The sequence below is a fragment of the Pseudomonas sp. B7(2017) genome, from assembly GCF_002112745.1.
In the GTDB taxonomy this organism is placed as follows: Bacteria; Pseudomonadota; Gammaproteobacteria; order Pseudomonadales; family Pseudomonadaceae; genus Aquipseudomonas; species Aquipseudomonas ekonensis.
Genome location: NZ_NEIP01000002.1, coordinates 452754 through 476562, shown reverse-complemented (window position 1 = coordinate 476562; position 23809 = coordinate 452754). Strand labels below are relative to the sequence as shown.

17 protein-coding genes are annotated in these 23809 nt (G+C 65.2%); 7 read left to right on the top strand and 10 right to left on the bottom strand.

Annotation, left to right across the window (positions count from 1 at the left end; translation table 11 throughout):
• Nucleotides 1-2: 2 nt before the first annotated feature.
• Nucleotides 3-428 (top strand): DUF2069 domain-containing protein, encoded by a 426-nt coding sequence (locus tag CAG29_RS05640; RefSeq protein ID WP_085693946.1) that lies wholly within the window; start codon nucleotides 3-5, stop codon nucleotides 426-428.
• A gap of 101 nt (nucleotides 429-529) precedes the next feature.
• Here CAG29_RS05640 and CAG29_RS05635 read toward each other — a convergent pair whose 3' ends face one another.
• Both CAG29_RS05635 and ttcA read right to left on the bottom strand, forming a co-directional pair.
• Nucleotides 530-1204, bottom strand: coding sequence for a DNA-3-methyladenine glycosylase I (locus CAG29_RS05635; RefSeq protein WP_085629637.1), 675 nt, complete (start codon nucleotides 1202-1204; stop codon nucleotides 530-532).
• A 199-nt stretch (nucleotides 1205-1403) separates the two neighbouring features.
• Nucleotides 1404-2228, bottom strand: coding sequence for a tRNA 2-thiocytidine(32) synthetase TtcA (gene ttcA / locus CAG29_RS05630; protein ID WP_085578191.1), 825 nt, complete (start codon nucleotides 2226-2228; stop codon nucleotides 1404-1406).
• 288 nt (nucleotides 2229-2516) lie between these two features.
• Between ttcA and CAG29_RS05625 the strand changes: the two genes are divergently transcribed.
• Together CAG29_RS05625 and CAG29_RS05620 are read left to right on the top strand one after the other, a co-directional pair.
• Nucleotides 2517-3119: a Yip1 family protein gene (locus tag CAG29_RS05625; RefSeq protein WP_085578192.1), complete on the top strand. Its 603-nt coding sequence runs from the start codon at nucleotides 2517-2519 to the stop codon at nucleotides 3117-3119.
• Between the two features lie 151 nt (nucleotides 3120-3270).
• Entirely contained in the window at nucleotides 3271-3765 is a 495-nt protein-coding gene (locus CAG29_RS05620; RefSeq protein ID WP_085578193.1) for a SprT family zinc-dependent metalloprotease, read from the top strand.
• Nucleotides 3766-3871: 106 nt separating this feature from the next.
• Here CAG29_RS05620 and CAG29_RS05615 read toward each other — a convergent pair whose 3' ends face one another.
• Both CAG29_RS05615 and CAG29_RS05610 read right to left on the bottom strand, forming a co-directional pair.
• Nucleotides 3872-5053, bottom strand: coding sequence for a CaiB/BaiF CoA-transferase family protein (locus CAG29_RS05615; RefSeq protein ID WP_085693944.1), 1182 nt, complete (start codon nucleotides 5051-5053; stop codon nucleotides 3872-3874).
• 144 nt (nucleotides 5054-5197) lie between these two features.
• Complete coding sequence (locus CAG29_RS05610; protein ID WP_085578195.1) at nucleotides 5198-6532, bottom strand: dicarboxylate/amino acid:cation symporter; 1335 nt, start codon at nucleotides 6530-6532, stop codon at nucleotides 5198-5200.
• Between the two features lie 351 nt (nucleotides 6533-6883).
• On the opposite strand from CAG29_RS05610, the gene CAG29_RS05605 reads away from it, so the two are divergent.
• Nucleotides 6884-7882, top strand: a complete 999-nt coding sequence (locus CAG29_RS05605; RefSeq protein WP_085629633.1) for an AraC family transcriptional regulator — start codon at nucleotides 6884-6886, stop codon at nucleotides 7880-7882.
• 263 nt (nucleotides 7883-8145) lie between these two features.
• On the opposite strand, the gene CAG29_RS05600 is transcribed toward CAG29_RS05605, so the two are convergent.
• From CAG29_RS05600 to CAG29_RS05590, 3 genes are all read right to left on the bottom strand, one after another.
• Nucleotides 8146-9492 (bottom strand): ATP-binding protein, encoded by a 1347-nt coding sequence (locus CAG29_RS05600; RefSeq protein WP_085578197.1) that lies wholly within the window; start codon nucleotides 9490-9492, stop codon nucleotides 8146-8148.
• Nucleotides 9489-10166 carry a response regulator transcription factor gene (locus tag CAG29_RS05595; protein ID WP_085578198.1) on the bottom strand — a complete coding sequence of 226 codons (678 nt, stop codon included), beginning with the start codon at nucleotides 10164-10166 and terminating at the stop codon, nucleotides 9489-9491. The genes CAG29_RS05600 and CAG29_RS05595 overlap by 4 nt, the downstream gene beginning before the upstream one ends.
• 149 nt (nucleotides 10167-10315) lie before the next feature.
• A complete protein-coding gene (locus CAG29_RS05590) occupies nucleotides 10316-10921 on the bottom strand; it encodes a hypothetical protein (RefSeq protein WP_085578199.1) in 606 nt (201 codons plus the stop codon).
• Nucleotides 10922-11062: 141 nt separating this feature from the next.
• Here CAG29_RS05590 and CAG29_RS05585 point away from each other — a divergent pair, with 141 nt between their 5' ends.
• Nucleotides 11063-11854, top strand: coding sequence for a dienelactone hydrolase family protein (locus CAG29_RS05585; protein WP_085693942.1), 792 nt, complete (start codon nucleotides 11063-11065; stop codon nucleotides 11852-11854).
• 108 nt (nucleotides 11855-11962) lie between these two features.
• Nucleotides 11963-12688 (top strand): 4'-phosphopantetheinyl transferase, encoded by a 726-nt coding sequence (locus CAG29_RS05580; protein ID WP_085693940.1) that lies wholly within the window; start codon nucleotides 11963-11965, stop codon nucleotides 12686-12688.
• Nucleotides 12689-12973: 285 nt separating this feature from the next.
• Here the strand turns inward: CAG29_RS05580 and CAG29_RS05575 are convergent, their stop codons facing one another.
• Together CAG29_RS05575 and CAG29_RS05570 are read right to left on the bottom strand one after the other, a co-directional pair.
• A complete protein-coding gene (locus tag CAG29_RS05575; RefSeq protein ID WP_085578202.1) occupies nucleotides 12974-14584 on the bottom strand; it encodes an ATP-binding protein in 1611 nt (536 codons plus the stop codon).
• Nucleotides 14581-15303, bottom strand: a complete 723-nt coding sequence (locus CAG29_RS05570; protein ID WP_085578203.1) for a response regulator — start codon at nucleotides 15301-15303, stop codon at nucleotides 14581-14583. Before CAG29_RS05570 ends, CAG29_RS05575 begins: the two co-directional genes overlap by 4 nt.
• Before the next feature lie 764 nt (nucleotides 15304-16067).
• Here CAG29_RS05570 and CAG29_RS05565 point away from each other — a divergent pair.
• Nucleotides 16068-18971, top strand: a complete 2904-nt coding sequence (locus CAG29_RS05565) for a ribonucleoside-diphosphate reductase subunit alpha (RefSeq protein WP_085578204.1) — start codon at nucleotides 16068-16070, stop codon at nucleotides 18969-18971.
• 154 nt (nucleotides 18972-19125) lie between these two features.
• Here the strand turns inward: CAG29_RS05565 and CAG29_RS05560 are convergent, their stop codons facing one another.
• Complete coding sequence (locus CAG29_RS05560; RefSeq protein WP_256576781.1) at nucleotides 19126-23643, bottom strand: S-layer family protein; 4518 nt, start codon at nucleotides 23641-23643, stop codon at nucleotides 19126-19128.
• Between the last annotated feature and the right edge of the window lie 166 nt (nucleotides 23644-23809).

Here is a 23809-nt window from a genome sequence, read left to right as displayed (position 1 = left end):
GGATGGCGAAAAAGCCCAAAGTCTTGCCCGCCGTCGAATGGCTCGCGCCGCGGGTGTGGGTGATGCGGATCGTCAGCCTGCTGTGCTTCTTCGCCCTGGCCGGACTGCTCGCCGCCTACTACCTGGTGTTCGCCGACCTGCACGGCGCGCGCCCCTGGGTGATCCTGCTGATCGAGCTGATCCCGTGGATCGTGCTCGCGCCGGGCATGGTCACGGGCAGCCCGCGGGGGCATTCGTGGATGTGCTTTGCGGTGAACCTGTACTTCATCAAGGGCGCGCTGGCCGCGTATGACCCGGGCCGTCAGCTGTTCGGCGTGCTGGAGATGATCGCCAGCCTGGCGGTGTTCTGCTCGGCGCTGCTGTATGTGCGGTGGCGGTATCAGCTGGACCGCAAGCGGGCGGGCGAAGGCGAGGTCAGCGTCGCCTGACCGCTCGCCATCGCCAGCAGGCTGGCTCCCACACGGGATCTGCGGTGCTCACAAATCCCCTGTAGGAGCCAGCCTGCTGGCGATCGCAGACAACCCCGATCTTAATGATTGACGGTATAGGCCAGCATCATCGAGATCTGGCTCATCGGCCGTCCGCCGCTCTCTTCGTGCCAGCGGTTGAAGGCGTCCTGCACCGTGGCCAGGTCGCGCAGGCTGCTCGGCACCTTGTCGATGATGCCTTGGGCGTTCAGCGCCGCCACCACGTCGTAGCTCGGCACGAAGGTGTCCTTGCCGGCCATCCGCAGGAACCGCGGCGCCGACAGCCCGCCCAGTTGGTGGCCGCGCTTTTTCAGGTACGTCCACAGGCCGACGATGTCGGTCACCGGCCAGTCGGCGAGCAAGGCGCCGAAGCTGCCCTTCTCTTTCTCCACGTCCAGGATGAACTGCGCATTGCGCGGCACGCTCTTGAGCTTGCCCAGGTGGCGGATGATCCGCGCGTCCTGCATCAGGCGCTCAAGGTGCTCGGCGCTCATCAGCACGACCTTTTCCGGGTCGAAGCCGAAGAACACCTCCTCGAAGGCCGGCCACTTGGCGTCCACCAGGCTGTGCTTGAGCCCGGCGCGGAACACTCGCAGGGCCATGGTCGACAGGTAGCGGTCGTCGCCCACCGCACGCAGTTGCGCCGCGGTCTTGGGGACAGGCAGGTGGGCTTCCAGTTCGGCCGCCGAACCGAAACGGTTCAGACAGTATTCGTGCAGCCACTTGTAGTCGCGCATGCCCTCTCCTGAGGTCTGAAATGAATGTCGCCCGAGAACACAAACGACAGTGGGAGCCAGCCTGCCGGCCCACAGGGTTCCCGGCTATAGCAGAATCCCTGTGGGAGCTGGCTTGCCAGCGATGAGGCCGGCACATCCAACATCACCGGAGCCTGACCCACCGCCATCGCCAGCAGGCTGGCTCCCACCTTGACGGGGCCTAGAGATTGACGACGTTGACGAAGCGCGAAGCCGCCGTCTCGTCGATCTTCAGGCTGGTGAAGTCGAACAGGTTGCGGTCGGCCAGTTGCGACGGCACCACGTTCTGCAGGCTGCGGAAGATGCTTTCGGTGCGGCCCGGGGTCTTGCGTTCCCAGTCCTGGAGCATTTCCTTGACCACCTGGCGCTGCAGGTTTTCCTGGGATCCGCACAGGTTGCACGGGATGATCGGGAACTGCTTGAAGTCCGAGTAGGCCTGGATGTCCTTCTCGTTGCAGTAGGCCAGGGGGCGGATCACCACGTTGCGGCCGTCGTCGGCGCGCAGCTTGGGCGGCATGGCCTTGAGGGTGCCGTTGAAGAACATGTTCAGGAAGAACGTCTCGACGATGTCGTCGCGGTGGTGCCCCAAGGCCATCTTGGTCGCGCCGATCTCGTCGGCGAAGGTGTACAGCGTGCCGCGGCGCAGGCGCGAGCACAGCGAGCAGGTGGTCTTGCCTTCCGGCACCAGTTCCTTGACCACCGAGTAGGTGTCCTTCTCGACGATGTGGTACTCGATGCCCAGCTCTTTGAGGTAGGCCGGCAGGACGTGCTCGGGGAAACCCGGCTGCTTCTGGTCCATGTTCACCGCGACGATCTCGAACTTGACCGGCGCGACCTTCTGCAGGTGCATCAGCACATCGAGCATGGTGTAGCTGTCTTTGCCCCCGGACAGGCAGACCATCACCTTGTCGCCGTCCTCGATCATGTTGAAGTCGGCGACCGCTTCGCCGGCCAGGCGGCGCAGGCGCTTTTGCAGTTTGTTCTGGTTGACGGTGAGAGTGCCCATGACGCGAAATCCGTGAGGTGTGACGAAGGGCGGGCATTTTACGCAAAAACGCCGCCCGGGCGAAGGGCCGCGGGTCTGTCGCTGCGCCGGCGGCTCAAGTCCCTGCGGCGATTAAGCCCTGGGTTTACAGCGCGATTTGCTCTAAGCCCCTACACCCTGTGCGGTCAAGACCTTCCTATACTGCGACATAAGGTCGCATCGATGTCTGGAGACCTGAATTTGCTCGGCCACCTTGGCCCGAAGGCGCTCCGTTGGGGGGCGATGGCAATACAAAGAGGAGTGACTGGCATGATCCATCACGTAGTGGGGCTCTTCACCCACCCCGATCAGGAATGGAAGGAAATCCGTGGCGACCAGGAAGAAAGCATCAGCCACATGTACCTGACGCACACGCTGATCCTGGCGGCGATCCCGGCGGTCTCGGCGTTCATCGGCACGACCCAGGTCGGCTGGGTGATCGGCAGCCGTGCGCCGGTGATGCTGACCCTCGAGAGCGCGCTGTGGATGACGATCATGTCGTACCTGGCGATGCTCGGCGGCGTGGCGGTCATGGGCGCGTTCATCCACTGGATGGCCCGCACCTACGACGCCAACCCGAGCCTGGCCCGTTGCGTGGCCTTCGCCACCTACACCGCGACGCCGCTGTTCGTCGGCGGGCTGGCGGCGCTGTATCCGCACATGTGGCTGGGGATGATCGTCGGCACGGCGGCCATCTGCTACACGGTGTACCTGCTCTACGTGGGCCTGCCCACCTTCATGAACATACCGACCGATGAGGGATTCCTGTTTTCCAGCTCGGTGCTGGCGGTAGGCCTGGTGGTGCTGGTGGCCATCATGGCGTTCACCGTGATTGTCTGGGGGCTGGGCGTGGGCCCGGTCTACACCAACTAGCGATCCCCCCGAAAAGAACAAGATCCGCCAACACCAGGCCGCCGCAAGGCGGCCTTCTCATGCCCGGGAAAGCCGCGACCATTCGGCGGTCCGGCGATGCGCAAGGCCGGAAGGTTGCGGCATACTCCAAGCCTCTGGAGATCCATCAAGCATGCCCGAGCAACTCAATACCCGCGTCGAAGACTGTTTCCAACTCGCCGAATCCTTTTTCAAACGTCCTTTCAAGCGCCCCGTGGTGAGCCTCAAGCTGCGCGGGCAAAAAGCCGGGGTCGCGCACCTGCACGAGAACCTGCTGCGCTTCAACCCGCAGCTGTACCGGGAAAACACCGAGCATTTCCTCAAGCAGACCGTGGCCCATGAGGTCGCGCACCTGATCGCCCATCAACTGTTCGGCGACCGCATCCAGCCCCACGGCGAGGAATGGCAGCTGATCATGCGCGGCGTCTACGAATTGCCGCCCGACCGCTGCCACACCTATGAGGTCAAGCGCCGCAGCGTGACCCGCTACATCTACAAGTGCCCGTGCGCCGACAGCGACTTCCCGTTCACGGCCCAGCGCCATAGCCTGGTCAGGCAGGGGCGACGGTACCTGTGCCGCAGATGCCGGAACACCTTGGTGTTCAGCGGGGAGATGCGGGTCGAATAGCGCGGATCCTGTGGCGCCTGTTCCGGCCCGATCGCCAGCAGGCTGGCTCCCACACTGGATCTTTGGCGTTCACACATCCCCTGCTGGCAAAGGGCCGGGACAGCCGCTAGAGCACCACCTTGGCCTGCCGCAGCGCCTCGATCTCCGCAGCAGCGAAGCCCAACCCCTCCAGCACCTGATCCGTATGCGCCCCCAGCGCCGCCCCGACATGCCGCGGCGGCGGCAACGCTTCGGAGAACTTCAGCGGGCAAGCAATCTGCGCCTGGGCCGTGCCGTCCCCACGCGGTACCTGCGCCACCAGCGCCCGCGCCTGCAACTGCGGATGCCCCACCGCCTCGCCCAGATTCAACACCGGTTCGACGCAGGCATCGATGCCGGCGAACAGCTCGCACAGGTCGGCAAAGTCATGTTTCTCGAACTCGACCTTCAAGGCCTCCTTGAGCGCCCGTTGCTGCTGCGGCTTGGGTGACAAACCCTGGGCCGCCAGTTCCGGCCGCCCCAGCGCCGCACACAGTTGCTGCATGAAGGCCGGCTCCAGGCTGCCCACCGACATCCAGCGCCCATCCCGGGAGCGGTAGTAATCGTAGAAGCTGCCGCCATTGAGCATCTGATCTTCCCAGCCCGGTAGTTCACCACACGCCAGATACCCGGCGCCGGCCATGGCGTTCAGGCTGAAGGCGCAGTCGGTCATGCTCACGTCCAGGTGTGTGCCCTGCCCGCTCTGCTGGCGAGAAATCACCGCCGCCAGCAAACCGATCACCCCGTGCAGCGAGCCGCCGGCGATATCCGCCACCTGCATGCCCAGCGGCAACGGCCCGCTGTCGGCGCGCCCGGTGTGGCTGGAGAGCCCGGCCAGGGCCAGGTAATTGATGTCGTGGCCGGCGCGATCCTTGTAAGGGCCGGTCTGGCCGTAGCCGGTGATCGACACGTAGATCAGCCGGGGGTTGATCGCCTTCAGTGCCTCATAGCCCAGCCCCAGGCGCTCCATCACGCCGGGACGGAACTGCTCCAGCACGATGTCGTAGTCCGCCAGCAAACGCTTGATCACCTCCAGCGCTTCGGGCTGCTTCAGGTCCAGGGCCAGGCTGCGCTTGTTGCGGTTGAGGTAGGCGTGGCTGGCCGATATCCCGTGATCGTGGGGCGGCAGCACCCGCACCAGATCCAGGCGGATCGGAGATTCGATGCGCAGCACCTCGGCGCCCATGTCCGCCAGCAGCAGCGACGCGAACGGCCCCGGCAGCAGGGTCGAGAAATCCAGGATTTTCAGTGAGGCCAGCGGTGCGGACATGGGCGATCTCCGTGAACGATCCCAGCAGCCTAGGCAGCCCCGGCCGGGGCGGCAATCACCGGATGCGTCAGCGGCAGTGACCGTTGCGCTCAAACCGCAGGCAAGAAAAAACCCGCCGCAGCGGGTTTCTTCATGACGCCAGCGTTACTTGACGCTGCTTGGGGTCGCGCCTTCGGCCACGCCCAGGTCGTCTTCCGGACGGGTATCGGCGATGCCGCGACCGCCCGAGGCCAGCTCGGCCTGCAGTACGTCGGTGTCCAGCTCCTTGACCCACTTGGCGACCACGATGGTGGCGACGGCGTTGCCGACCAGGTTGGTCAACGCACGGGCTTCGGACATGAAGCGGTCGATGCCCAGGATCAGCGCCAGGCCGGCCACCGGCAGGTGACCGACGGCCGACAGCGTGGCCGCCAGCACGATGAAGCCCGAACCGGTCACGCCGGCCGCGCCTTTGGAGGACAGCAGCAACACCACCAGCAGGGTGATCTGATGGGTGATGTCCATGTGCGTGTCGGTGGCCTGGGCGATGAACACGGCGGCCATGGTCAGGTAGATCGCGGTGCCGTCGAGGTTGAACGAGTAGCCGGTCGGGATCACCAGACCCACGACGGATTTCTTCGCGCCCAGACGCTCCATCTTGATCAGCATGCGCGGCAGCACCGATTCCGACGACGAGGTGCCGAGCACGATCAGCAGCTCTTCACGGATGTAGCGGATCATCTTCAGCACGCTGAAGCCGTGCATGCGGGCGATGGCGCCGAGCACGATCAGGATGAACGCCAGGCACGTGATGTAGAAGCACGCCATCAGTTGACCCAACTGCACCAGCGAGCCGACGCCGTAGGCGCCGATGGTGAACGCCATCGCACCGAAGGCACCGATCGGCGCAAGCTTCATGATCATGTTGATGATGTTGAACATCACGTGGGCGAAGCGATCGATGAAGTCGAGGATCGGCTTGCCGTAGGCGCCCAGGCGGTGCAGGGCGAAACCGAAGATCACCGAGAACATCAGCACTTGCAGGATGTCGCCGGTGGCGAAGGCGCCGACGATGGTGCTCGGGATCACGTTGAGCAGGAAGCCCACGACGCTCTGCTCGGCGCCTTGCTGCACGTAGGTCGCGACTTTCGAGGCGTCCAGGGTGCTCACGTCGACGTGCATGCCGTTGCCGGGCTGCACGATGTTGACCACGACCAGGCCGACCAGCAGGGCGATGGTCGAAACGATTTCGAAGTACAGGAGCGCGTAGCCGCCGGTCTTGCCGACCGATTTCATGTTCTGCATGCCGGCGATGCCGCTGACGACGGTGCAGAAGATAATCGGGGCGATGATCATTTTGATCAGTTTGATGAACCCGTCACCCAGCGGCTTTACGGCCACACCGAGCTGCGGATAGTAGTGGCCGAGCGCGATACCGATGCAGATTGCGACGATCACCTGGAAATACAGGGATTTGTACAGTGGCTGACGAGTCGTCATTGCAAGTTTCCTCAAGAGTCCCGCGGGCAACATCCATCTGTTGAACACGACACTTGAATTGCGAACCCTCCTGCACTGGAGGGATTTGTTGTGTCGAGCGACGCTTTCCGGACCGGCTCGGCGCACGCTTCTGGCGCTTGTATCGCAAACCGCGTGCCACTTTGGCGCATTTCGCTGAAAGCCTTTTGATATCAGGGATTGCGGCCCGATCACGGTCACCGTTGCGCCGACTCGACGTGGCGGATTTCCGCCAACACGCCCGCTCTCGTCCTACAATTTGGCGGAAATCCGCCTTGTTGCACGTTCGGGCCGCCAGCTACCATCCGTCGCCTGAGGGAGGACTTGCCGCTTATGCGCGAACGCACCATTGCCAGCCATTTCGCCCGCGCCGCCCTGGTCGGCGCGCAGCGTGCGGGCCACGACTGCTCGCCGTTGCTGCAGCAGCTGGGCATCAGCCCCGAACTGCTGGAGGAGCCGCGCGCGCGAATCGCCCCTGAGCAGTTCACCCGGCTGATCCAGGGCCTGTGGCTGGCGCTGGACGACGAGTACCTGGGCTTCGGCCGGGCGCCGAGCAAACCCGGCAGCTTCGCCATGATGTGCCATGCCGTGATCCATTGCCGCACGCTGGAGAAGGCGCTCAACCGCGGTTTATTGTTTTATAGCCTATTCCCCGAGGCCCCGCGCCTGACCCTGCACCGCGAGGACGAGTGGGTGCGCCTGAGCCTGGACGATTCGCAGTTGTGGGATCCGGATCACTTTCTGACCGAAAGCCTGCTGGTGATCTGGCATCGCCTGGGCAGCTGGATGATCGGCCAGCGGATCCGCCTGGAGCAGGCGACATTCAGCTACCCCAAGCCTGCCCACGGCGCCGAGTACGATCTGCTGTTCTCCTGCCCGTTGTCGTTCTCGGCCGGGCAAAGCAGCCTGCGCTTCCACAGCCGCTACCTGAACATGCCGCTGCTGCAGGACGAGCGCACCCTCAAGCATTTCCTCGAACGCTCCCCCGCCGACCTGCTGTCGCGCCCGGACGACGGCAACAGCCTCAGCAGCCGGCTGCGTCGCCTGCTCAGCCAGGACAGCGCGCGCTGGCCGGACCTGGAAGCGGTGGCGGCGCACCTGCACATCAGCCCGCAGACCCTGCGCCGGCACCTGCGCGAGGAAGGCACCAGCTTTCAGGAGCTCAAGGATCAGCTGCGGCGGGATATCGCCATCTACCACCTGGGACGGGCCGATCTGTCGTTGCAGGCGATCGCCGAGCAGTTGGGGTTTTCCGAGCCGTCGGCGTTTCACCGGGCCTTCAAGAAGTGGACGGGTCTGACGCCGGGGGCTTACCGGGCGCAGGAGCATTGAGCCGGATATTCGACCGGATCGAATGGCCCCTTCGCGGGCAAGCCCGCTCCCACAGTGATCGTGGGTGTTCACCACTGTTGTGCAGACCGCGGAACCTGTGGGAGCAACTGTCTTGACTATGCCCTGCGGCGCCTGATCCACCGCTATCGCTGGCAAGCCAGCTCCCACAAGGGATCCTGGTCGCCCATAGGGGACAAGTACCCCAAAAAAACTGTGGGAGCGGGCTTGCCCGCGATGAGGCCCGCAAGACCAACGCCCAACGGTCAGACCGCCGGAAAGTGAATCCTGAACGCCGCCCCGCCCATCGGCGAATCCCCCAAGGTCAGCTTGGCGCTGTAGCTTTCGATGATGTCCTTGACCACCGCCAGGCCGATGCCCTGCCCCGGATGCTGCCGGTCCAGCCGCTCGCCGCGCTCCAGGATCCGTGCACGCTGATCCTGCGGCACGCCGGGGCCGTCGTCTTCCACGCACAGCTCGACCCCGGCCAGGCTCTCGCGCACGCTGATGCGCACTTCGCCCAGGCACAGGCGGTAGGCGTTCTCCAGCAGGTTGCCCATCATTTCCAGCAAGGCGCCCTGCTCGATCGGCACGTAGCAGTGCTCGGGCAGGTCGAAGGCGACCCGCACACGCTTGTCGCGGTAGACCTTGTCCAGGGTGTCGCACAGGCTCTGCAGCACCGGGCGCAGGCGCACCTGATGGCGCACCAGCCCGCTCTTGCGCAGGCTGGCCCGCTGCAGCTGGTAGCTGATCTGCTGGCTCATGCGTTCGATCTGGTTCTGCAGCACCCAGGCCTGGTCCCGGTCCTGGGGGCGCAGGGCCATGTCTTCGCTGACGCCTTGCAGCACCGCCAGCGGGGTTTTCAGGCTGTGGGCCAGGTCGTCGAGGGAGTCGCGGTAACGGCTGCGCTGCTGGCGTTCGCTGTGCAGCAGGCGGTTGAGCGAGCCGGTCAGGCGCAGCAGTTCGCGCGGGTGCTGTTCGCTGAGGCTCTCGCGGGTGCCGCTTTCGATTTCGTCCAGCTCCTGGCTGAGCCGGCGCAGGGCCTTGAGGCCCCAGGTCAGGCCGATCCACAGCAGCGCCAGCAGCACCAGCAACGCGGCGCCGAAGCCCAGATAGAGATTTTCGCGCAGGCCCTCCAGGGTGGTTTCGTACTCGCGCACCGGTTGCAGGGCGACGATGCTGAACGCCGCGCTCTTGCCGCCCAGCAGCTTGACTTCGACGTCGTAGACGAAGAACTCCTGGCCGTTGCTCTCGCGGATCCGCGCGAACTCGTTGCCGAGGCCGTCGTAGCGCGGCTTGTAGTTGATCTGCTCTTCCTGGGTCGCCTTGGAGCGCCAGACCAGATGCCCTTCGCGGTCGTAGATGTAGCCCAGCAGGCGGAAATCGGCGAGGTTGAAGCGCTCGTCCGGCAACTGCGTGGGCATCACCAGGCGACCGTTCTCCACGCGTGCGGCGGAGATCAGCGTGGTGACGTCCGACGCCAGGCGCTGCTCGATGGAATCCTGCAGCGCCAGGCTGAACGCGCCCTGCATCGCCGGCAGCAGGGCGAGCATGAACAGCACCGCCAACGTCGTGGCGGCGAGCATCAAGCGAACGCGAAGGGAGCGGATCAAGTGCAGCGCTCGTTGAACAGGTAGCCCAGGCCGCGCACGGTGTCGATCGGCTTGAACCCGGCCGGGCCTTCCAGTTTGCGACGCAGCCGGCCGACCAGCACTTCGATCACGTTCGGATCGCGCTCGTCGTCATCCGGGTACAGTTGCTCCATGAGGCGATCCTTGGGCACCACCTGCTGATGGTGGCGCATCAGGTATTCGAGGATCCGGTACTCGTAGGCGGTCAGCGCCAGCGGCTGTTCGTCGAGGGTCGCCTGCTTGCGGTTGAGGTCCAGCAGCAGCGGGCCGGCGACGATGGTCGACTGGGTGAACCCGCTGGAGCGGCGCAGCAGCGCATTGAGGCGCGCTTCGAGCTCCTCGAACTGGAACGGCTTGACCACGTAGTCGTCGGCGCCGGCGGCCAGGCCTTCGACCTTGTCCTGCCAGTTGCCGCGGGCGGTGAGGATCAGGATCGGGAACGCCTTGCCCCCCGAACGCAGCTGACGGATCAGGTCCAGCCCGCCCATGCCCGGCAGGCCGAGGTCGATCACCGCCAGATCGAAGTTGAACTGGCCGGTCTGGTACAGCGCCTCCTCGGCGTTGGCCACGGACTCGACCACATGGCCGCTTTCCGTGAGGCGGGTTTGCAGGTGATGGCGCAGCAGCGCTTCATCTTCGACGACCAACAGCTTCATGACCTTCTCCCAGTCAATCGATATTTCCGGACACAACAGGTGGAAGCCAGCCCGCCGGCGATGGCGGTCCGGCAGCCGACAAAGGGTCGACCGTCAGGACGCCATCGCCAGCAGGCTGGCTCCCACAGGGCTTTGCAGTCAACCGCGCCTCAGAAAGCGTAGTTGGCCGACAGGTACGTCTGGGCGCTGCTGGTCAAGTCCAGCGAGCCCTGCTTGCTGCCGCCGCGCTCGCTCATCTCGGTGCTGGCGTTGCTGCGCAGGTAACGGTAACCGAGTTCCACCGAGGTGTTCTGCGACACTTGCTGCAACACACCGAATTGGCCGCCGACGGCGTAACCGATGTCGCTGTCGTGGCTGAAGCCCGGGGAATTCTGGCTCAGCTTGGTCAGGCCGGCGGTGGCGCCGCCGAACAGTTTGGTGCTGTCGCCCACCGGATAGAACAGATCGTAGCTGCCGAGCAGGTTTTCCTGGCGCAGTTTAATGCCATTGTGCGAACCGGACACGGTGTCGTAGGTGGCGTAGTAGCGGCCCTGGCTATTTTGCTGACCGAGGCGCACGCCCCAAGTGTTGTCCTTGCCGATCACGCCGTCGGCGTCCGGGTGACCCAGGTTCTCGTTCAGGGCGTTGGACTTCTTCACTTTGTCGCTGGTCTGGCCGAACGTCAGGCCGGCGAAGTTGGAGGTGGTATCGGCATGGGCGGCGATGCTTGCGCTCATGACGGTGAAGGCCAGCAGCAGTTTGTTCAAACGAGTCATCGGATGTTCCTCTTGGGTGCTCTTCAGGTATGGCGCAAGGTTAACGGCCCTCCCCTGTACCGCCCCTGAACGCTCTCTGAACCTGCGCTGAACCAAATGGACTAGGCTGTCTTGACCCCTTTTCTGTCAGGAGACCCGACCATGCGCCTGTTCCTCGCCCTCACCCTGCTCCTCGCCAGCGGTTTCAGCCAGGCGGCGATCAAGACCCAGGAGATCCCTTACCAGAGCGCCGACGGCACGAAGCTCATCGGCTACTACGCCTACGACGACGCCCTCAAGGGCCCTCGCCCGGGCGTGGTGGTGGTGCATGAATGGTGGGGGCTGAACGACTACGCCAAGCGCCGCGCCCGCGACCTCGCCGGGCTGGGCTACAGCGCCCTGGCCATCGACATGTACGGCGACGGCAAGAACACCGAGCACCCCAAGGACGCCATGGCCTTCATGCAGGCGGCGCTCAAGGACAGCGCAGCAGCGGGCGCGCGGTTCCAGGCCGGCCTGGACCTGTTGAAGAAACAGCCGCAGACCGACCCGCAAAGACTCGCCGCCATCGGCTACTGCTTCGGCGGCGGCGTGGTGCTGAACGCCGCGCGCCAAGGCGTGCCGCTGGCCGGCGTGGTGAGTTTCCACGGCGCGCTCGCCACCAGCACCCCGGCCGCGCCCGGCAGCGTCAAGGCGAAGATCCTCGTCGAGCACGGCGCGCTGGACAGCATGGTCACCCCAGACAACGTCGCGGCCTTCAAGGCGGAAATGGACAAGGCCGGGGCCGACTACCGTTTCGTCACCCTCGACGGCGCCAAGCACGGCTTCAGCAACCCCGACGCCGACCGCCTGAGCCACGGCGAACATGGCGGCCCGGACATCGGCTACAACAAGGCCGCCGATGAAAAGTCCTGGGCGGACATGCAGGCCTTCTTCAAGAACATCTTCGGTTGACCCGAAGGCATCGCCGGCAGGCTCGTTCCGATGCGGGAGCGAGCCTGCCGGCGATGAATCCGCCGCCGGCCTTGAGCTGAGCACCGGCCACCCGGCAAAATGCCCCCCATGAATGCCGAACCCCTGCTCCCCGCCTGCTGCTCCGCGCTCGACGCCCATTGGCCGTTGCCCACGACGCTGCCCGACACCGTGCTGCTGAGCACCCGTTTCGACCCGTCACGCCTGCTCGGCGATGACTTTGCCCGCGCCGCCATCGAGCCCCCGCCGAGCATCCAGCGCTCGGTGGCCAAGCGTCAGGCCGAGTTTTTGGCCGGACGCCTCTGCGCCCGCGCTGCGCTCCAGCAGTTGGAAGGCATAGGCGTGGTGCCGGCCATCGGCGAGGACCGCGCCCCGGTGTGGCCGGCGCACATCTGCGGTTCGATCACCCACGGCACCGGCCGCGCGGCGGCGATCGTCGCCCGCAAGCGGCACTGGCGCGGGCTGGGCATGGACCTGGAAAACCTGCTCGACGCCGAACGGGCCGAGCGCCTGGCCGGGGAAATTCTCACCCCGCCGGAACTGCAGCGCATGGCCGCCGGGCCCAGGGACCAGATCGCGCTGTGCGTGACGATGACGTTCTCGGTGAAGGAAAGCCTGTTCAAGGCCCTGTATCCGATCGTGCAGCAGCGCTTCTACTTCGAGCATGCCGAAGTGCTGGAGTGGACGCCGGAAGGCGCCGTGCGGTTGCGCCTGTTGACGAACCTGTCCGGCGAATGGCGTAACGGCACGGAACTGGAGGCGCAGTTCGGGGTGCAGGACGGGCAACTGCTGAGCCTGGTCAGCATTCCCTCCTGAAGGATTGAGCCTTCACTGACGCCATCGCCAGCAGGCTGGCTCCCACAGGTTCTGCGGTGAAAGGTAGGAACAGGCTGGCACAGCCGACGTTTCAGCGCCTGTCCCGCCGCCATCGCCGGCAAGCCGGCTCCCACATTGTCCGGTGCCATCCATCAAACGGTGGGAGCCAGCCTGCTGGCGATGACGCCGTTGAGGACAATCGGTGCAATGCCATGCCTGCAGACACTGTCACACAGTGTGGGAGCGGGCTTGCCCGCGATGACGATGGCACCGTCACCGCAGGACTCAGCGCCGTTCCTGATTGCGCGGCCAGCTCAGGCTGAAGCACGCCCCGCCCAGGCTCTTGCTCTTGCCGATCAGCGCCCGGCCATCGTGCCAGTGGATGATCCGCCGCACGATCGACAAGCCCAGCCCATGCCCGCCGGACGCCCGTGTGCGGCTGTCGTCCAGGCGCAGGAACGGGGTGAAGATCTTCTCCCACGCCGCCTCCGGCACACCGGGCCCATCGTCCTCGACGTCCACCCGGCAGCGCAGCTGGCCCACCTGATAGCTCACCGTGACCTTCGAGCGCGCATGCCGCATCGCGTTGCGCACCAGGTTCTGCAGCGCCCGGTGCAGGTAGCGCGGCTCGGCCTCGACCCAGGCATCGTCGCAATCGGCCGCCGACAGGCACAGCCCGCGCTGCACCGTGACCTCGGCGCGCAGCGGCGCCAGCTCGGCGATCACCTGATTGACCAACGCATCAAGGTCGATGCGCTGGAAGGTCAGCGCCGGCGAGCCTTGCTCCAGCCGCGCATAGGTCAGCATCTCGTCCACCAGCTTGTCGAGATCCTCGATGTCGTGGTCCATGCCTTCGCGGTATTTCTCCAGCGCCTGCGGGGTGGTGGCCGAGCCGATCATCTCCAGCCCGAAGCGCAGGCGCGCCACCGGCGTGCGCAACTCATGGGACACCGCACGCACCAGCTCGCGCTGGATGGCCAACAGCTGCTGCAGGTGCTCGGCCATGCCGTTGAACGCCGCCGCCAACTTGCCCACCGAGTCGGCGCCCCGCGCCGGCACGCGGGTCTCCAGGCTGCCCTTGGCGATGCGCGTGGCCGCCGCCTCCAGGCCGCGCAGGCGCCGTTCGAGCTGACGCACCAGCAGATAGACGATCAGGCCGATCAGGGTCAGCCCGAGGGCGGCGATCAGCACCAGCCATTCCGGTGGATAAGGGTTCATCTGGTACAGCGGGCCGATCTCCAGCACCCACGGCGTGCCGACCATGCCGGCGAACACCCGGATCGAGTCGCCGCCCTTGCCCAGCGCCATTACCGTGTCGCCCTCGGCCACGCGGCGGCTCTGGTCTTCGTCCATGTCGGCGTCCTGCACCGTGACCAGCCGCAGGTCGAAGCCGAAGCCCTTGTCGTCCTTCAGTTGCGCCAGCCGCTTGGGCTGGTCGCCCACCGGCACCCGCACCAGTTCGTCGGCCAGCAGATAGATAGTCGCCCGCGCCAGTTGCTCGCTGATCTGCTGCACGTCGCCGGTGAGCACCAGTTGCTCCTTGTCGCTGACCAGCCGGTAGACCCGCGCGGCGTGCGGCCCGGTCTGCTCCACCAGGGCCTGGCCGCGCAGCACGCGGGTGCGCTGGGTCAGGTCAAGGTCGGTCTGGGCGAAGGTCTTCAGCGCCAGGGGAATGCCCAAAAGCCGCTCCCACACCAGCAACGCGCGGTGGCGCTCGGTTTGGTTCATCGGCTGCAGGTTGTCGGCCATCAGCGAAAAGGTGCCATGGGCCAGGCGCTCGCGGTACTGCTCGCTGCGCACCTGATTGAGCAGGTGCAGGGCCAGCACGCCGAGCACCGCCACCAAAATCAGCGCGGCGCACATGCCGCCGTAGATGCGCAGGAAGATCGAATTCACAGCGGCAGTTCTGCGCAGGCTTCCGGCACGAACAGGTAGCCTTTGCTGCGCACGGTCTTGATCAGCCGCGGATGGTCCGGGTCATCGCCGATCTTGGGGCGGATCCGCGAAATGCGCACATCGATCGAACGGTCCTGGCCGTCGTAGCCGATGCCCCGCAGCGCGGTGAAGATTTCCTCCCGGGACAGGATCCGCCCGGCGTTGGACACCAACAGCCAAAGCAGGTCGAACTCGGCGCTGGTCAGCTCGATGCCGCTGTCGCCCAGCCAGGCCTCGCGCAGCGCGCTGTCCACCACCAGGGGGCCGAACTGCAGGCGGCGCGCCTTCTCCGCCGCCGGCTCCGGCGCTTCGCTGCGCCGCAGCAACGCCTGGATGCGGGCCAACAGCAGGCGCGGGCGCACCGGTTTGCAGACGTAGTCATCGGCGCCCAGGTCCAGGCCCAGAATCTGGTCGGCGTCATCGGTGCGGGCGGTGAGCATCAGGATCGGCCCGTCGTAGCGGTCGCGCACCTTGCGGCAGATGCTCAGGCCGTCTTCGCCCGGGAGCATCAGGTCGAGGATCACCAGATCCGGCTGCTCCTTGACGATCCGCGCCGCCGCCAGGGCGCCGTTGCCTTCGATCTCCACCCGCAAACCGTTGGCCTGCAGGTATTCGCGGGTCAGTTCGGCCAGACGCTGGTCGTCCTCGACTATCAATACCTGCCAGGCTTCTTGCTCCACGGGTGACCTCTGCTTGCCGATGCTGCCGATAAAGGAAGGGGTTTCCCGGCGGGGAAACCATCAGGATCCTCCCGTCTTTTTGTCATGTTTGGGGAGGATAAGAATGCTAGCGCACGGGCCGATTGTATAAACGTCGACCGGCGAGAACACAAGTCGGCAAATGCGTCTGGACACGCTGCCTTTTTGTGATAGGGTTCGCGCCCTCAAAAATTTGCCGGCGTCATTTTTTGCGGCGGAAAACAGTGACAAACGGTCTGGCCCGGCAGGTTCGCGGCCTACACGCGATTTCTCGTTTTCCCACACAATTTACGCACAGGGTTATCCACAGGTAGTACGTTGCAATCCCTCCCCCAAACGCATTATCTTGTAGCCCGCGCGCAAAAAAACCCTAGATGTTGGGGTTGGCGCCCAAAACCCAAACACAAACCCGGCAGTGAATTCAAGGCTTTTTATTGCCATTGTCGGGTTGAACCAAACGTATTTTCAGAAGCCCAAACCGCGCCTGCGGATGGCAACCGTTTTTCAGCCGTTCACGGCGATGACGGTACGGGAGTTGCAGTCCGGAACTGCCCCCGGAACGGAATGCGGTTTCACGCGCACCGCGCGTGACCGAAGACTTCGGCATGGAAGCGGCGCCCACAAGGCCCCCTTCCTGAACTGTCCCGAAGTCGTTATGCCCGGCGCTTGCCGGCTGTAGTGCTTCAGGACGGAACGGTGGGCACCGAGACGGTGCCCAAACAAACATAGAGAACGTGGAGACACCCATGCAAACCGACACAACTCGCGAGAACCCGCAGGGCACCTTGCCGCAGGCCGCCGATTCGAATTCGGATCTGGCCGCCACCGCGCCTGGCCAACTGCGCGTGATCAAGCGTAATGGCACTGTCGTTCCTTACACCGATGACAAGATCACCGTCGCTATCACCAAAGCGTTCCTCGCAGTTGAGGGCGGCACCGCTGCCGCCTCGTCGCGAATCCACGACACCGTCGCCCGCCTGACCGAACAGGTCACCGCGACCTTCAAGCGCCGCATGCCGTCGGGCGGCACCATCCACATCGAAGAGATCCAGGACCAGGTCGAACTGGCCCTGATGCGCGCCGGCGAGCAGAAAGTCGCCCGCGACTACGTGATCTACCGCGACGCCCGCTCCAAGGAGCGCGCCACCCGCACCACCGCCGAAGCCCCGGTGCAGGCTCACCCGTCGATCCGCATCACCCGTGCCGACGGCAGCCTGGCGCCGCTGGACATGGGCCGCCTGAGCACCATCGTCAGCGAAGCCTGCGAAGGCCTGGAAGAAGTCGACGGCGAACTGATCCAGCGCGAAACCCTGAAGAACCTGTACGACGGCGTGGCCCTGAACGACGTCAACACCGCCCTGGTGATGACCGCCCGCACCCTGGTCGAGCGTGAGCCGAACTACTCGTTCGTCACCGCTCGCCTTTTGATGGACACCCTGCGCGCCGAAGGCCTGGGCTTCCTGGGCGTCGCCGAGAGCGCGACCCACCACGAGATGGCCGACCTGTACGCCAAGGCCCTGCCGGCCTACGTCGCCAAAGGCATCGAGTTCGAACTGCTGAACCCTGTGCTGGCCGACTTCGACCTGGAGAAACTGGGCAAGGCGATCAACCACGAGCGCGACCAGCAGTTCACCTACCTGGGCCTGCAGACCCTCTACGACCGTTACTTCATCCACAAGGACGGCGTGCGCTTCGAACTGCCGCAGATCTTCTTCATGCGCGTGGCCATGGGCCTGGCCATCGAAGAGAAGCAGAAAGAAGACCGCGCGATCGAGTTCTACAACCTGCTGTCGTCCTTCGACTACATGGCGTCGACCCCGACCCTGTTCAACGCCGGCACCCTGCGTCCGCAGCTGTCCAGCTGCTACCTGACCACCGTTCCGGACGACCTGTCGGGCATCTACGGCGCGATCCACGACAATGCCATGCTGTCCAAGTTCGCAGGCGGCCTGGGCAACGACTGGACTCCGGTGCGTGCGCTGGGCTCGTACATCAAGGGCACCAACGGCAAGTCGCAAGGCGTCGTGCCGTTCCTCAAGGTGGTGAACGACACCGCCGTGGCCGTGAACCAGGGCGGCAAGCGCAAGGGCGCTGTCTGTGCGTACCTGGAAACCTGGCACATGGACATCGAAGAGTTCATCGAGCTGCGCAAGAACACAGGTGACGACCGTCGCCGCACCCACGACATGAACACCGCCAACTGGATCCCGGACCTGTTCATGAAGCGCGTCTTCGACGACGGCAAGTGGACCCTGTTCTCGCCGTCCGAAGTGCCGGACCTGCACGACCTGACCGGCACCGCCTTCGAAGAGCGCTACGAGTACTACGAAGCCCTGACCGAGTACCCGGGCAAGATCAAGCTGTTCAAGACCATCCAGGCCAAGGACCTGTGGCGCAAGATGCTCTCGATGCTGTTCGAGACCGGCCACCCGTGGCTGACCTTCAAGGATCCGTGCAACCTGCGCAGCCCGCAGCAGCACGTGGGCGTGGTGCACAGCTCGAACCTGTGCACCGAGATCACCCTGAACACCAACAAGGACGAGATCGCGGTCTGCAACCTGGGCTCGATCAACCTGCCGAACCACATCGTCGACGGCAAGCTGGACACCGCCAAGCTGCAACGCACCGTGAACACCGCCGTGCGCATGCTCGACAACGTGATCGACATCAACTACTACTCGGTGCCGCAGGCGAAGAACTCCAACTTCAAGCACCGTCCGGTGGGCCTGGGCATCATGGGCTTCCAGGACGCGCTGTACCTGCAGCACATCGCCTACGGCTCGCAGGAAGCGGTCGAGTTCGCCGACAAGTCGATGGAAGCCGTCAGCTTCTACGCGATCCAGGCGTCCTGCGACCTGGCCGACGAGCGCGGCGCCTACGAGACCTTCGAAGGCTCGCTGTGGTCCCAGGGCATCCTGCCGCTGGACTCCCAGCAGATCCTGATCAAGGCCCGCGGCCAGAAGTACATCGATGTGGACCTGAACGAATCCCTGGACTGGGCACCGGTTCGCGCCCGTGTGCAGAAAGGCATCCGTAACTCCAACATCATGGCCATCGCACCGACCGCCACCATCGCCAACATCACCGGCGTGTCGCAGTCGATCGAACCGACCTACCAGAACCTGTACGTGAAATCGAACCTGTCGGGCGAATTCACCGTGATCAACCCGTACCTGGTGCGCGACCTCAAGGCCCGCGGCCTGTGGGACTCGGTCATGATCAACGACCTGAAGTACTACGACGGTTCGGTGCAGCAGATCGAGCGCATCCCGGCGGAGCTCAAGGCGCTCTACGCCACCGCGTTCGAAGTGGACACCAAGTGGATCGTCGACGCCGCCAGCCGCCGCCAGAAGTGGATCGACCAGGCTCAGTCGCTGAACCTGTACATCGCCGGCGCATCGGGCAAGAAGCTGGACGTGACCTACCGCATGGCCTGGTACCGTGGCCTGAAGACCACCTACTACCTCCGTGCCCTGGCCGCGACCAGCACCGAGAAGTCGACCATCAACACCGGCAAGCTGAACGCGGTATCCGCGGGCGGCAACCACGGCGACGACGCTGTCCTGGCGGCACCGACTGCACCGGCAGGTCCTGCTCCGGTGCCGAAGGCCTGCGCCATCGACGAGCCGGATTGCGAAGCTTGCCAATAAGCTGAGCGCCTTCAGGCGTTGCGAGACGCCTGAACGAACAACCCCCGACAGACCTTCGGTTTGCCGGGGGTTTTCTTTGGGCGCAGGAAAAACGGGCCACAAAAAACGGCGAAGCCCCTTCAGGCTTCGCCGTTTCCTTTGCCGCTACGGGGTATCAGACCATGAACGACTCGGTCATCGCCTGCCCTACGACCGGAATGGTGAAGCTGTCACCGTTGGCGGTCGTGAAGGTCTCGATGGTGGCGGAACCGGCGTACCAGTCGGCCAGCACCACCGCGTTGCCCTTGTAGCCGGCGTTCCAGTCGGACGCCTTGTAGATGTAGGCATTGACGCCGTCGCTCGCGATGAACACATCCGCTTTGGACTGGATGTTCGACAGCACGACCTGATCGCCGCTGGAGCTGCCGTCATCCTTGATCACGAAACGTCCCCCCGTCCCGGTCACCTTGTAGGTGTCGGCGCCTTCTCCGCCGAAGGCAAAACCGTTGCCGACCATGATCAAGGTGTCTACGCCCGCGCCACCGAACAGCTGGTAGCCCGGCCCTTCGCCCACCATCGCGTCGTTGCCTTCGTCACCGTAGGCGATGCCGGCGTAGACCGTGATGCTGTCATTGCCGGCGTCGCCGTGCAGAATGCTGCCGCGGTCGTTGCTGGCGCTCCACATGTCGTCATCGCCGTTGCCGCCGAACAGCATGTCCGCTTCCGCCGGACCGCTGCGGTCAGGGCCGTTGAACGCAAACGGCTCGTACTTGCCGCCGTGGATCGTGTCATGGCCGTCGCCGCCGCGGATCACGTCATTGCCCGCACCGCCATAGAGCTCGTTGTTCAGGGCATTGCCGGTCAACGTATCGTCGAAGGCCGAACCGTGCAGGCCTTCGATGTTGACCAGCACGTCGCCGGTGGCGTCGCCGCCGGTCACGGTGTTGGCCAGCAGGTCGATCTGCACCGCCGCCGAGCTGCCCAGGTACCAGGCCGCGTCGGCGCCCGCGCCGCCGTCGATGTAGTCGGCGCCCTTGCCGCCGATGAACGTCTCGACGCCGGCCGTGCCGATCAGCGTGTCGTTGAACGCGGTGCCTTCCCAGTTCTCGATGTTCAGGTAAGTGTCGCCGGCCGCAGCCCCGGTCAGCGGCTGGCTGAGATCCAGCGTGATGGCCGAGCTTTCGAACGCAAAGCTGACAGTGTCACGTCCGTAGCCGCCGTCGAAGATGTTGGCCTGGTCGTTGCCCATGAAGGTGTCGTCGCGACCCGAGCCGACGATCTTCTCGATGCTCTGGAAAGTGTCGCCCTTGGCGATCGCCGTGTGCTCGCCGGTCTTGAGGTTGACGACCACGCCCACCGGGCCGATGTCTTCATAGCTGACGGTGTCGAAGCCGTCGCCGCCGATGAAGGTGTCGCCGCCGTCGCCGCCCATCAGCACATCGTTGCCGGCACCGCCGGTGATGACGTTGTCCAGCGCGTTGCCCCGGGCCAGGAAGGTGCCGGTGCCGGTGTAGGTCAGACGCTCGATGCCGGCGTTCATGACGTAGAAGGCCTGGTTGGTGCGCACCTCATCGTTGCCGCCGTCGGCCAGCTCGATGATCGAGCCGAACGTGGCATTGTTGAGGATGTAGACGTCGTCGCCGGCGCCGCCCTGCACGGTGAAGGAGCCCGAGTTGGCGTTGCTGACGAATACGTCGTTGTTGGCCGAACCGATGATCTTCTCGATCCCGGTGAAACTGTCGCCTTCGGCGTCGCCGCCGGCACCGGTGCCGGCTCCGGCGCCGGTGGCGCCCAGGGTCAGGGTCACGCCCTGTGCCGACTGCGAGTAGTCCGCCACGTCGACGGCCGTGCCGGCGCCGCCGTCGAAGCGGTCCGCGCCGCTGCCGGACATGAACGTGTCGCCGTACTGCGAGCCGCGGATCAGCTCGATGTCGGTATAGGTATCGCCTGCGGCGATGCCGCTGTGCACCCCGGTCTTGAAGTTGAGCGTGACGGCCGCGCCGCTGTCTTCGTAGCTGACGGTGTCGGTGCCGGCGCCGCCGATGAAGCGGTCGGCGCCTGCGCCGCCCATCAAGGTATCGTTGCCGGCGCCGCCGGTGATGATGTTGTCGGAGGCGTTGCCGCGACCGGTGAAGTTGCCGGTGCCGGTGTAGGTCAGGCGCTCGACCTCGGCGCTCAGCGTCATGTTCGCCAGCGTCGTGCGCACTTCGTCGTTGCCGCCGCCGGCGGTCTCGACGATGGTCTGGAAGGCCGGGCCGTTGATGATGTACAGGTCGTCGCCCGCACCGCCCTCCAGGGTGAAGGCCCCGGCGCCGGTGGTGAACACATCGTTCTGGGCCGAACCGACGATCCGCTCGATGTTGGTGAAGGTGTCGCCCTGAGCGTCGCCGCCCTGCCCGCTGCCCGTGCCGACCGTGGCGAGGGTGATGTTGACGGCCTGTTCGGAGGTCGAGTAGTCGACGGTGTCCACGCCACCGACGACGCCGCCGTCGAAGATGTGCGCCTCCAGCCCGCTGACGAAGGTGTCGCCGAACTTGCTGCCGCGGATGATCTCGATGTCGGTGAAGGTGTCGCCGGCGGCGATGCCCCCATGGACGCCGGTCTTGAGGTTGACCGTCACGCCTGCTGCGGTGCTGTCTTCGTAGCTGACGACATCGGTGCCGGCGCCGCCGATGAAGCGGTCGCCGCCGGCGCCGCCCATGAGCAGGTCGTTGCCGGCGCCGCCGGTGATGATGTTGTCCGAGGCGTTGCCGCGGCCGGTGAAGTTGCCGGTGCCGGTGTAGGTCAGGCGCTCGACTTCGGCCGACAGCGTCAGGCTGGCCTGATTGGTGCGCACTTCGTCGTCGCCGCCGCCCACCGATTCGATCACCGCCGCCGAGCCGTTGCCGTTGATGACGTAGACGTCGTTGCCGGCGCCGCCGCTGAACGTCGTGGAGCCGGCCGTCACGGTGAACACGTCGTCGAAGGCCGAGCCGTAGAAGCCTTCGATGTTGCTGAACAGGTCGCCTTGGGCGTCCCCGCCCGAACCGCTGCCGGCGTTGCTCGCCACGGTCAGGCTGACGCCCTGGGCAGAACCGGCGTAGCTCACGGTGTCGGTGCCGGTGCCGCCGTCGAAAGTGGTGGCGCTTTCATCGGCGACGAAGTTATCGGCGTAACTGGAGCCGCGGAACACTTCGATGCCGCTGAACGTATCGCCCGTGGCGATGCCCGTGTGGACGCCGGTCTTGAGGTTGACCGTCACGCCGACGCCCGAAACGATGTCTTCGTAGCTGACGGTGTCGATGCCCGCGCCGCCGATCAAACGGTCCGCGCCGGCACCGCCGATCAGCAGGTCGTTGCCCGCGCCGCCGGTGATGATGTTGTCGCCGGCGTTGCCGCGGCCGGTGAAGTTGCCGCTGCCGGTGTAGGTCAGGCGCTCCACTTCGGCGCTCATGTTCATGCTGGAAAGGTTGGTGCGAATCTCGTCGTCGCCCCCGCCGGCCAATTCGAGGGCCCCCGCACCGCCGGCGCTGTTGATGATGTAGATGTCGTTGCCGGCGCCGCCGGTGAACGACGCGTTGCCGGACGTGATGGTGAAGACGTCATCGTAGGCCGTGCCGATGTACGACTCGATGTTGCTGAACATGTCGCCTTGGGCATCGCCGCCGGAGCCGGTGCCGGTGGTGCCCGTCACGGTCAGGTTCACCGCCTGGTCGGACAGGGCGTAGCTCACGCTGTCGTAGCCGACGGCACCGTCGAAGGTGTTGGCCGACGCATCGGCGAAGAATTTGTCGTGGTAGGTGGTGCCGCGGATGACCTCGATGCTGTCGAACGTGTCGCCCTTGGCCAGCCCGGTGTGCTCGCCGGTCTTGAGGTTGACCGTCACGCCGAGGCCGGAGTTGTCGTCTTCGTAGCTGGCGGTGTCGATGCCCGCGCCGCCGATCAGACGGTCCGCGCCGGCGCCGCCGATCAGCACGTCGTTGCCCGCGCCGCCGGTGATGATGTTGTCGCCGGCGTTGCCGCGGCCGGTGAAGTTGCCGCTGCCGGTGTAGGTCAGGCGCTCGACTTCGGCGCTCATGCCCATGCTGGACAAGCTTGTGCGGATCTCGTCGTCGCCGCCGCCCGCCAGTTCGCTGACACCGGAGAAGGTGGCGCTGTTGATGATGTAGACATCGTTGCCGGCGCCGCCGCTGAAGGATCCGCCGCCGGACGTCACGGTGAAGACATCGTCGTAGTCCGAGCCGATGACCACCTCGATGTTGCTGAACGTGTCGCCCTGGGCGTCGCCGCCGGTCCCGCTGCCGACACCGCCTGCCATCGTGATGTTCACGGCCTGCTCGGAGAGGGCGTAACTCAGGGAGTCATAGCCGTTGCCGCCATCGAACGCGTAGACGTTGCCGTCGGCGACGAATTTGTCGTGGTAGGTCGTGCCGCGGATGACCTCGATGCCTTCGAAGGTGTCGCCCAAGGCCAGCCCGGTGTGCACGCCGGTCTTGAGGTTGACCGTCACGCCCGCACCCGATACGTCATCTTCGTAGCTGGCCGTGTCGGTGCCGGCGCCGCCGATCAACCGGTCAGCCCCCGCCCCACCCATCAGCACGTCGTTGCCGGCGCCGCCATCGAGGATGTCGTCGCCCGCCATTCCGCGGATCTGGTCATCTCCTGCGGTGCCCACCAGATTGTCAGGGCCGTTGGAGCCATTAATTACCGCCATTGCATCTTCCTTGTGTGTGTTGTGGAAACTACGGTGAAACAGGGAATGAAGCTTCCTGATTTCCATATCGCCAAGCCGTGTCCTGGCTCAATGAAGCAGGTGAAAGGGTTTTTGACACGTACGTGCCGGATGCGGCGGGAGTGCAAAAATCAAACCAAGAATCCGA

Bases quoted from the DNA above. Each gene is read 5' to 3' on its own strand.
- CAG29_RS05640 (WP_085693946.1), top strand. From the start codon at position 3: ATGGCGAAAAAGCCCAAAGTCTTGCCCGCCGTCGAATGGCTCGCGCCG.
- CAG29_RS05635 (WP_085629637.1), bottom strand. From the start codon at position 1,204: ATGCGCGACTACAAGTGGCTGCACGAATACTGTCTGAACCGTTTCGGT.
- ttcA (WP_085578191.1), bottom strand. From the start codon at position 2,228: ATGGGCACTCTCACCGTCAACCAGAACAAACTGCAAAAGCGCCTGCGC.
- CAG29_RS05625 (WP_085578192.1), top strand. From the start codon at position 2,517: ATGATCCATCACGTAGTGGGGCTCTTCACCCACCCCGATCAGGAATGG.
- CAG29_RS05620 (WP_085578193.1), top strand. From the start codon at position 3,271: ATGCCCGAGCAACTCAATACCCGCGTCGAAGACTGTTTCCAACTCGCC.
- CAG29_RS05615 (WP_085693944.1), bottom strand. From the start codon at position 5,053: ATGTCCGCACCGCTGGCCTCACTGAAAATCCTGGATTTCTCGACCCTG.
- CAG29_RS05610 (WP_085578195.1), bottom strand. From the start codon at position 6,532: ATGACGACTCGTCAGCCACTGTACAAATCCCTGTATTTCCAGGTGATC.
- CAG29_RS05605 (WP_085629633.1), top strand. From the start codon at position 6,884: ATGCGCGAACGCACCATTGCCAGCCATTTCGCCCGCGCCGCCCTGGTC.
- CAG29_RS05595 (WP_085578198.1), bottom strand. From the start codon at position 10,166: ATGAAGCTGTTGGTCGTCGAAGATGAAGCGCTGCTGCGCCATCACCTG.
- CAG29_RS05590 (WP_085578199.1), bottom strand. From the start codon at position 10,921: ATGACTCGTTTGAACAAACTGCTGCTGGCCTTCACCGTCATGAGCGCA.
- CAG29_RS05585 (WP_085693942.1), top strand. From the start codon at position 11,063: ATGCGCCTGTTCCTCGCCCTCACCCTGCTCCTCGCCAGCGGTTTCAGC.
- CAG29_RS05580 (WP_085693940.1), top strand. From the start codon at position 11,963: ATGAATGCCGAACCCCTGCTCCCCGCCTGCTGCTCCGCGCTCGACGCC.
- CAG29_RS05565 (WP_085578204.1), top strand. From the start codon at position 16,068: ATGCAAACCGACACAACTCGCGAGAACCCGCAGGGCACCTTGCCGCAG.
- CAG29_RS05560 (WP_256576781.1), bottom strand. From the start codon at position 23,643: ATGGCGGTAATTAATGGCTCCAACGGCCCTGACAATCTGGTGGGCACC.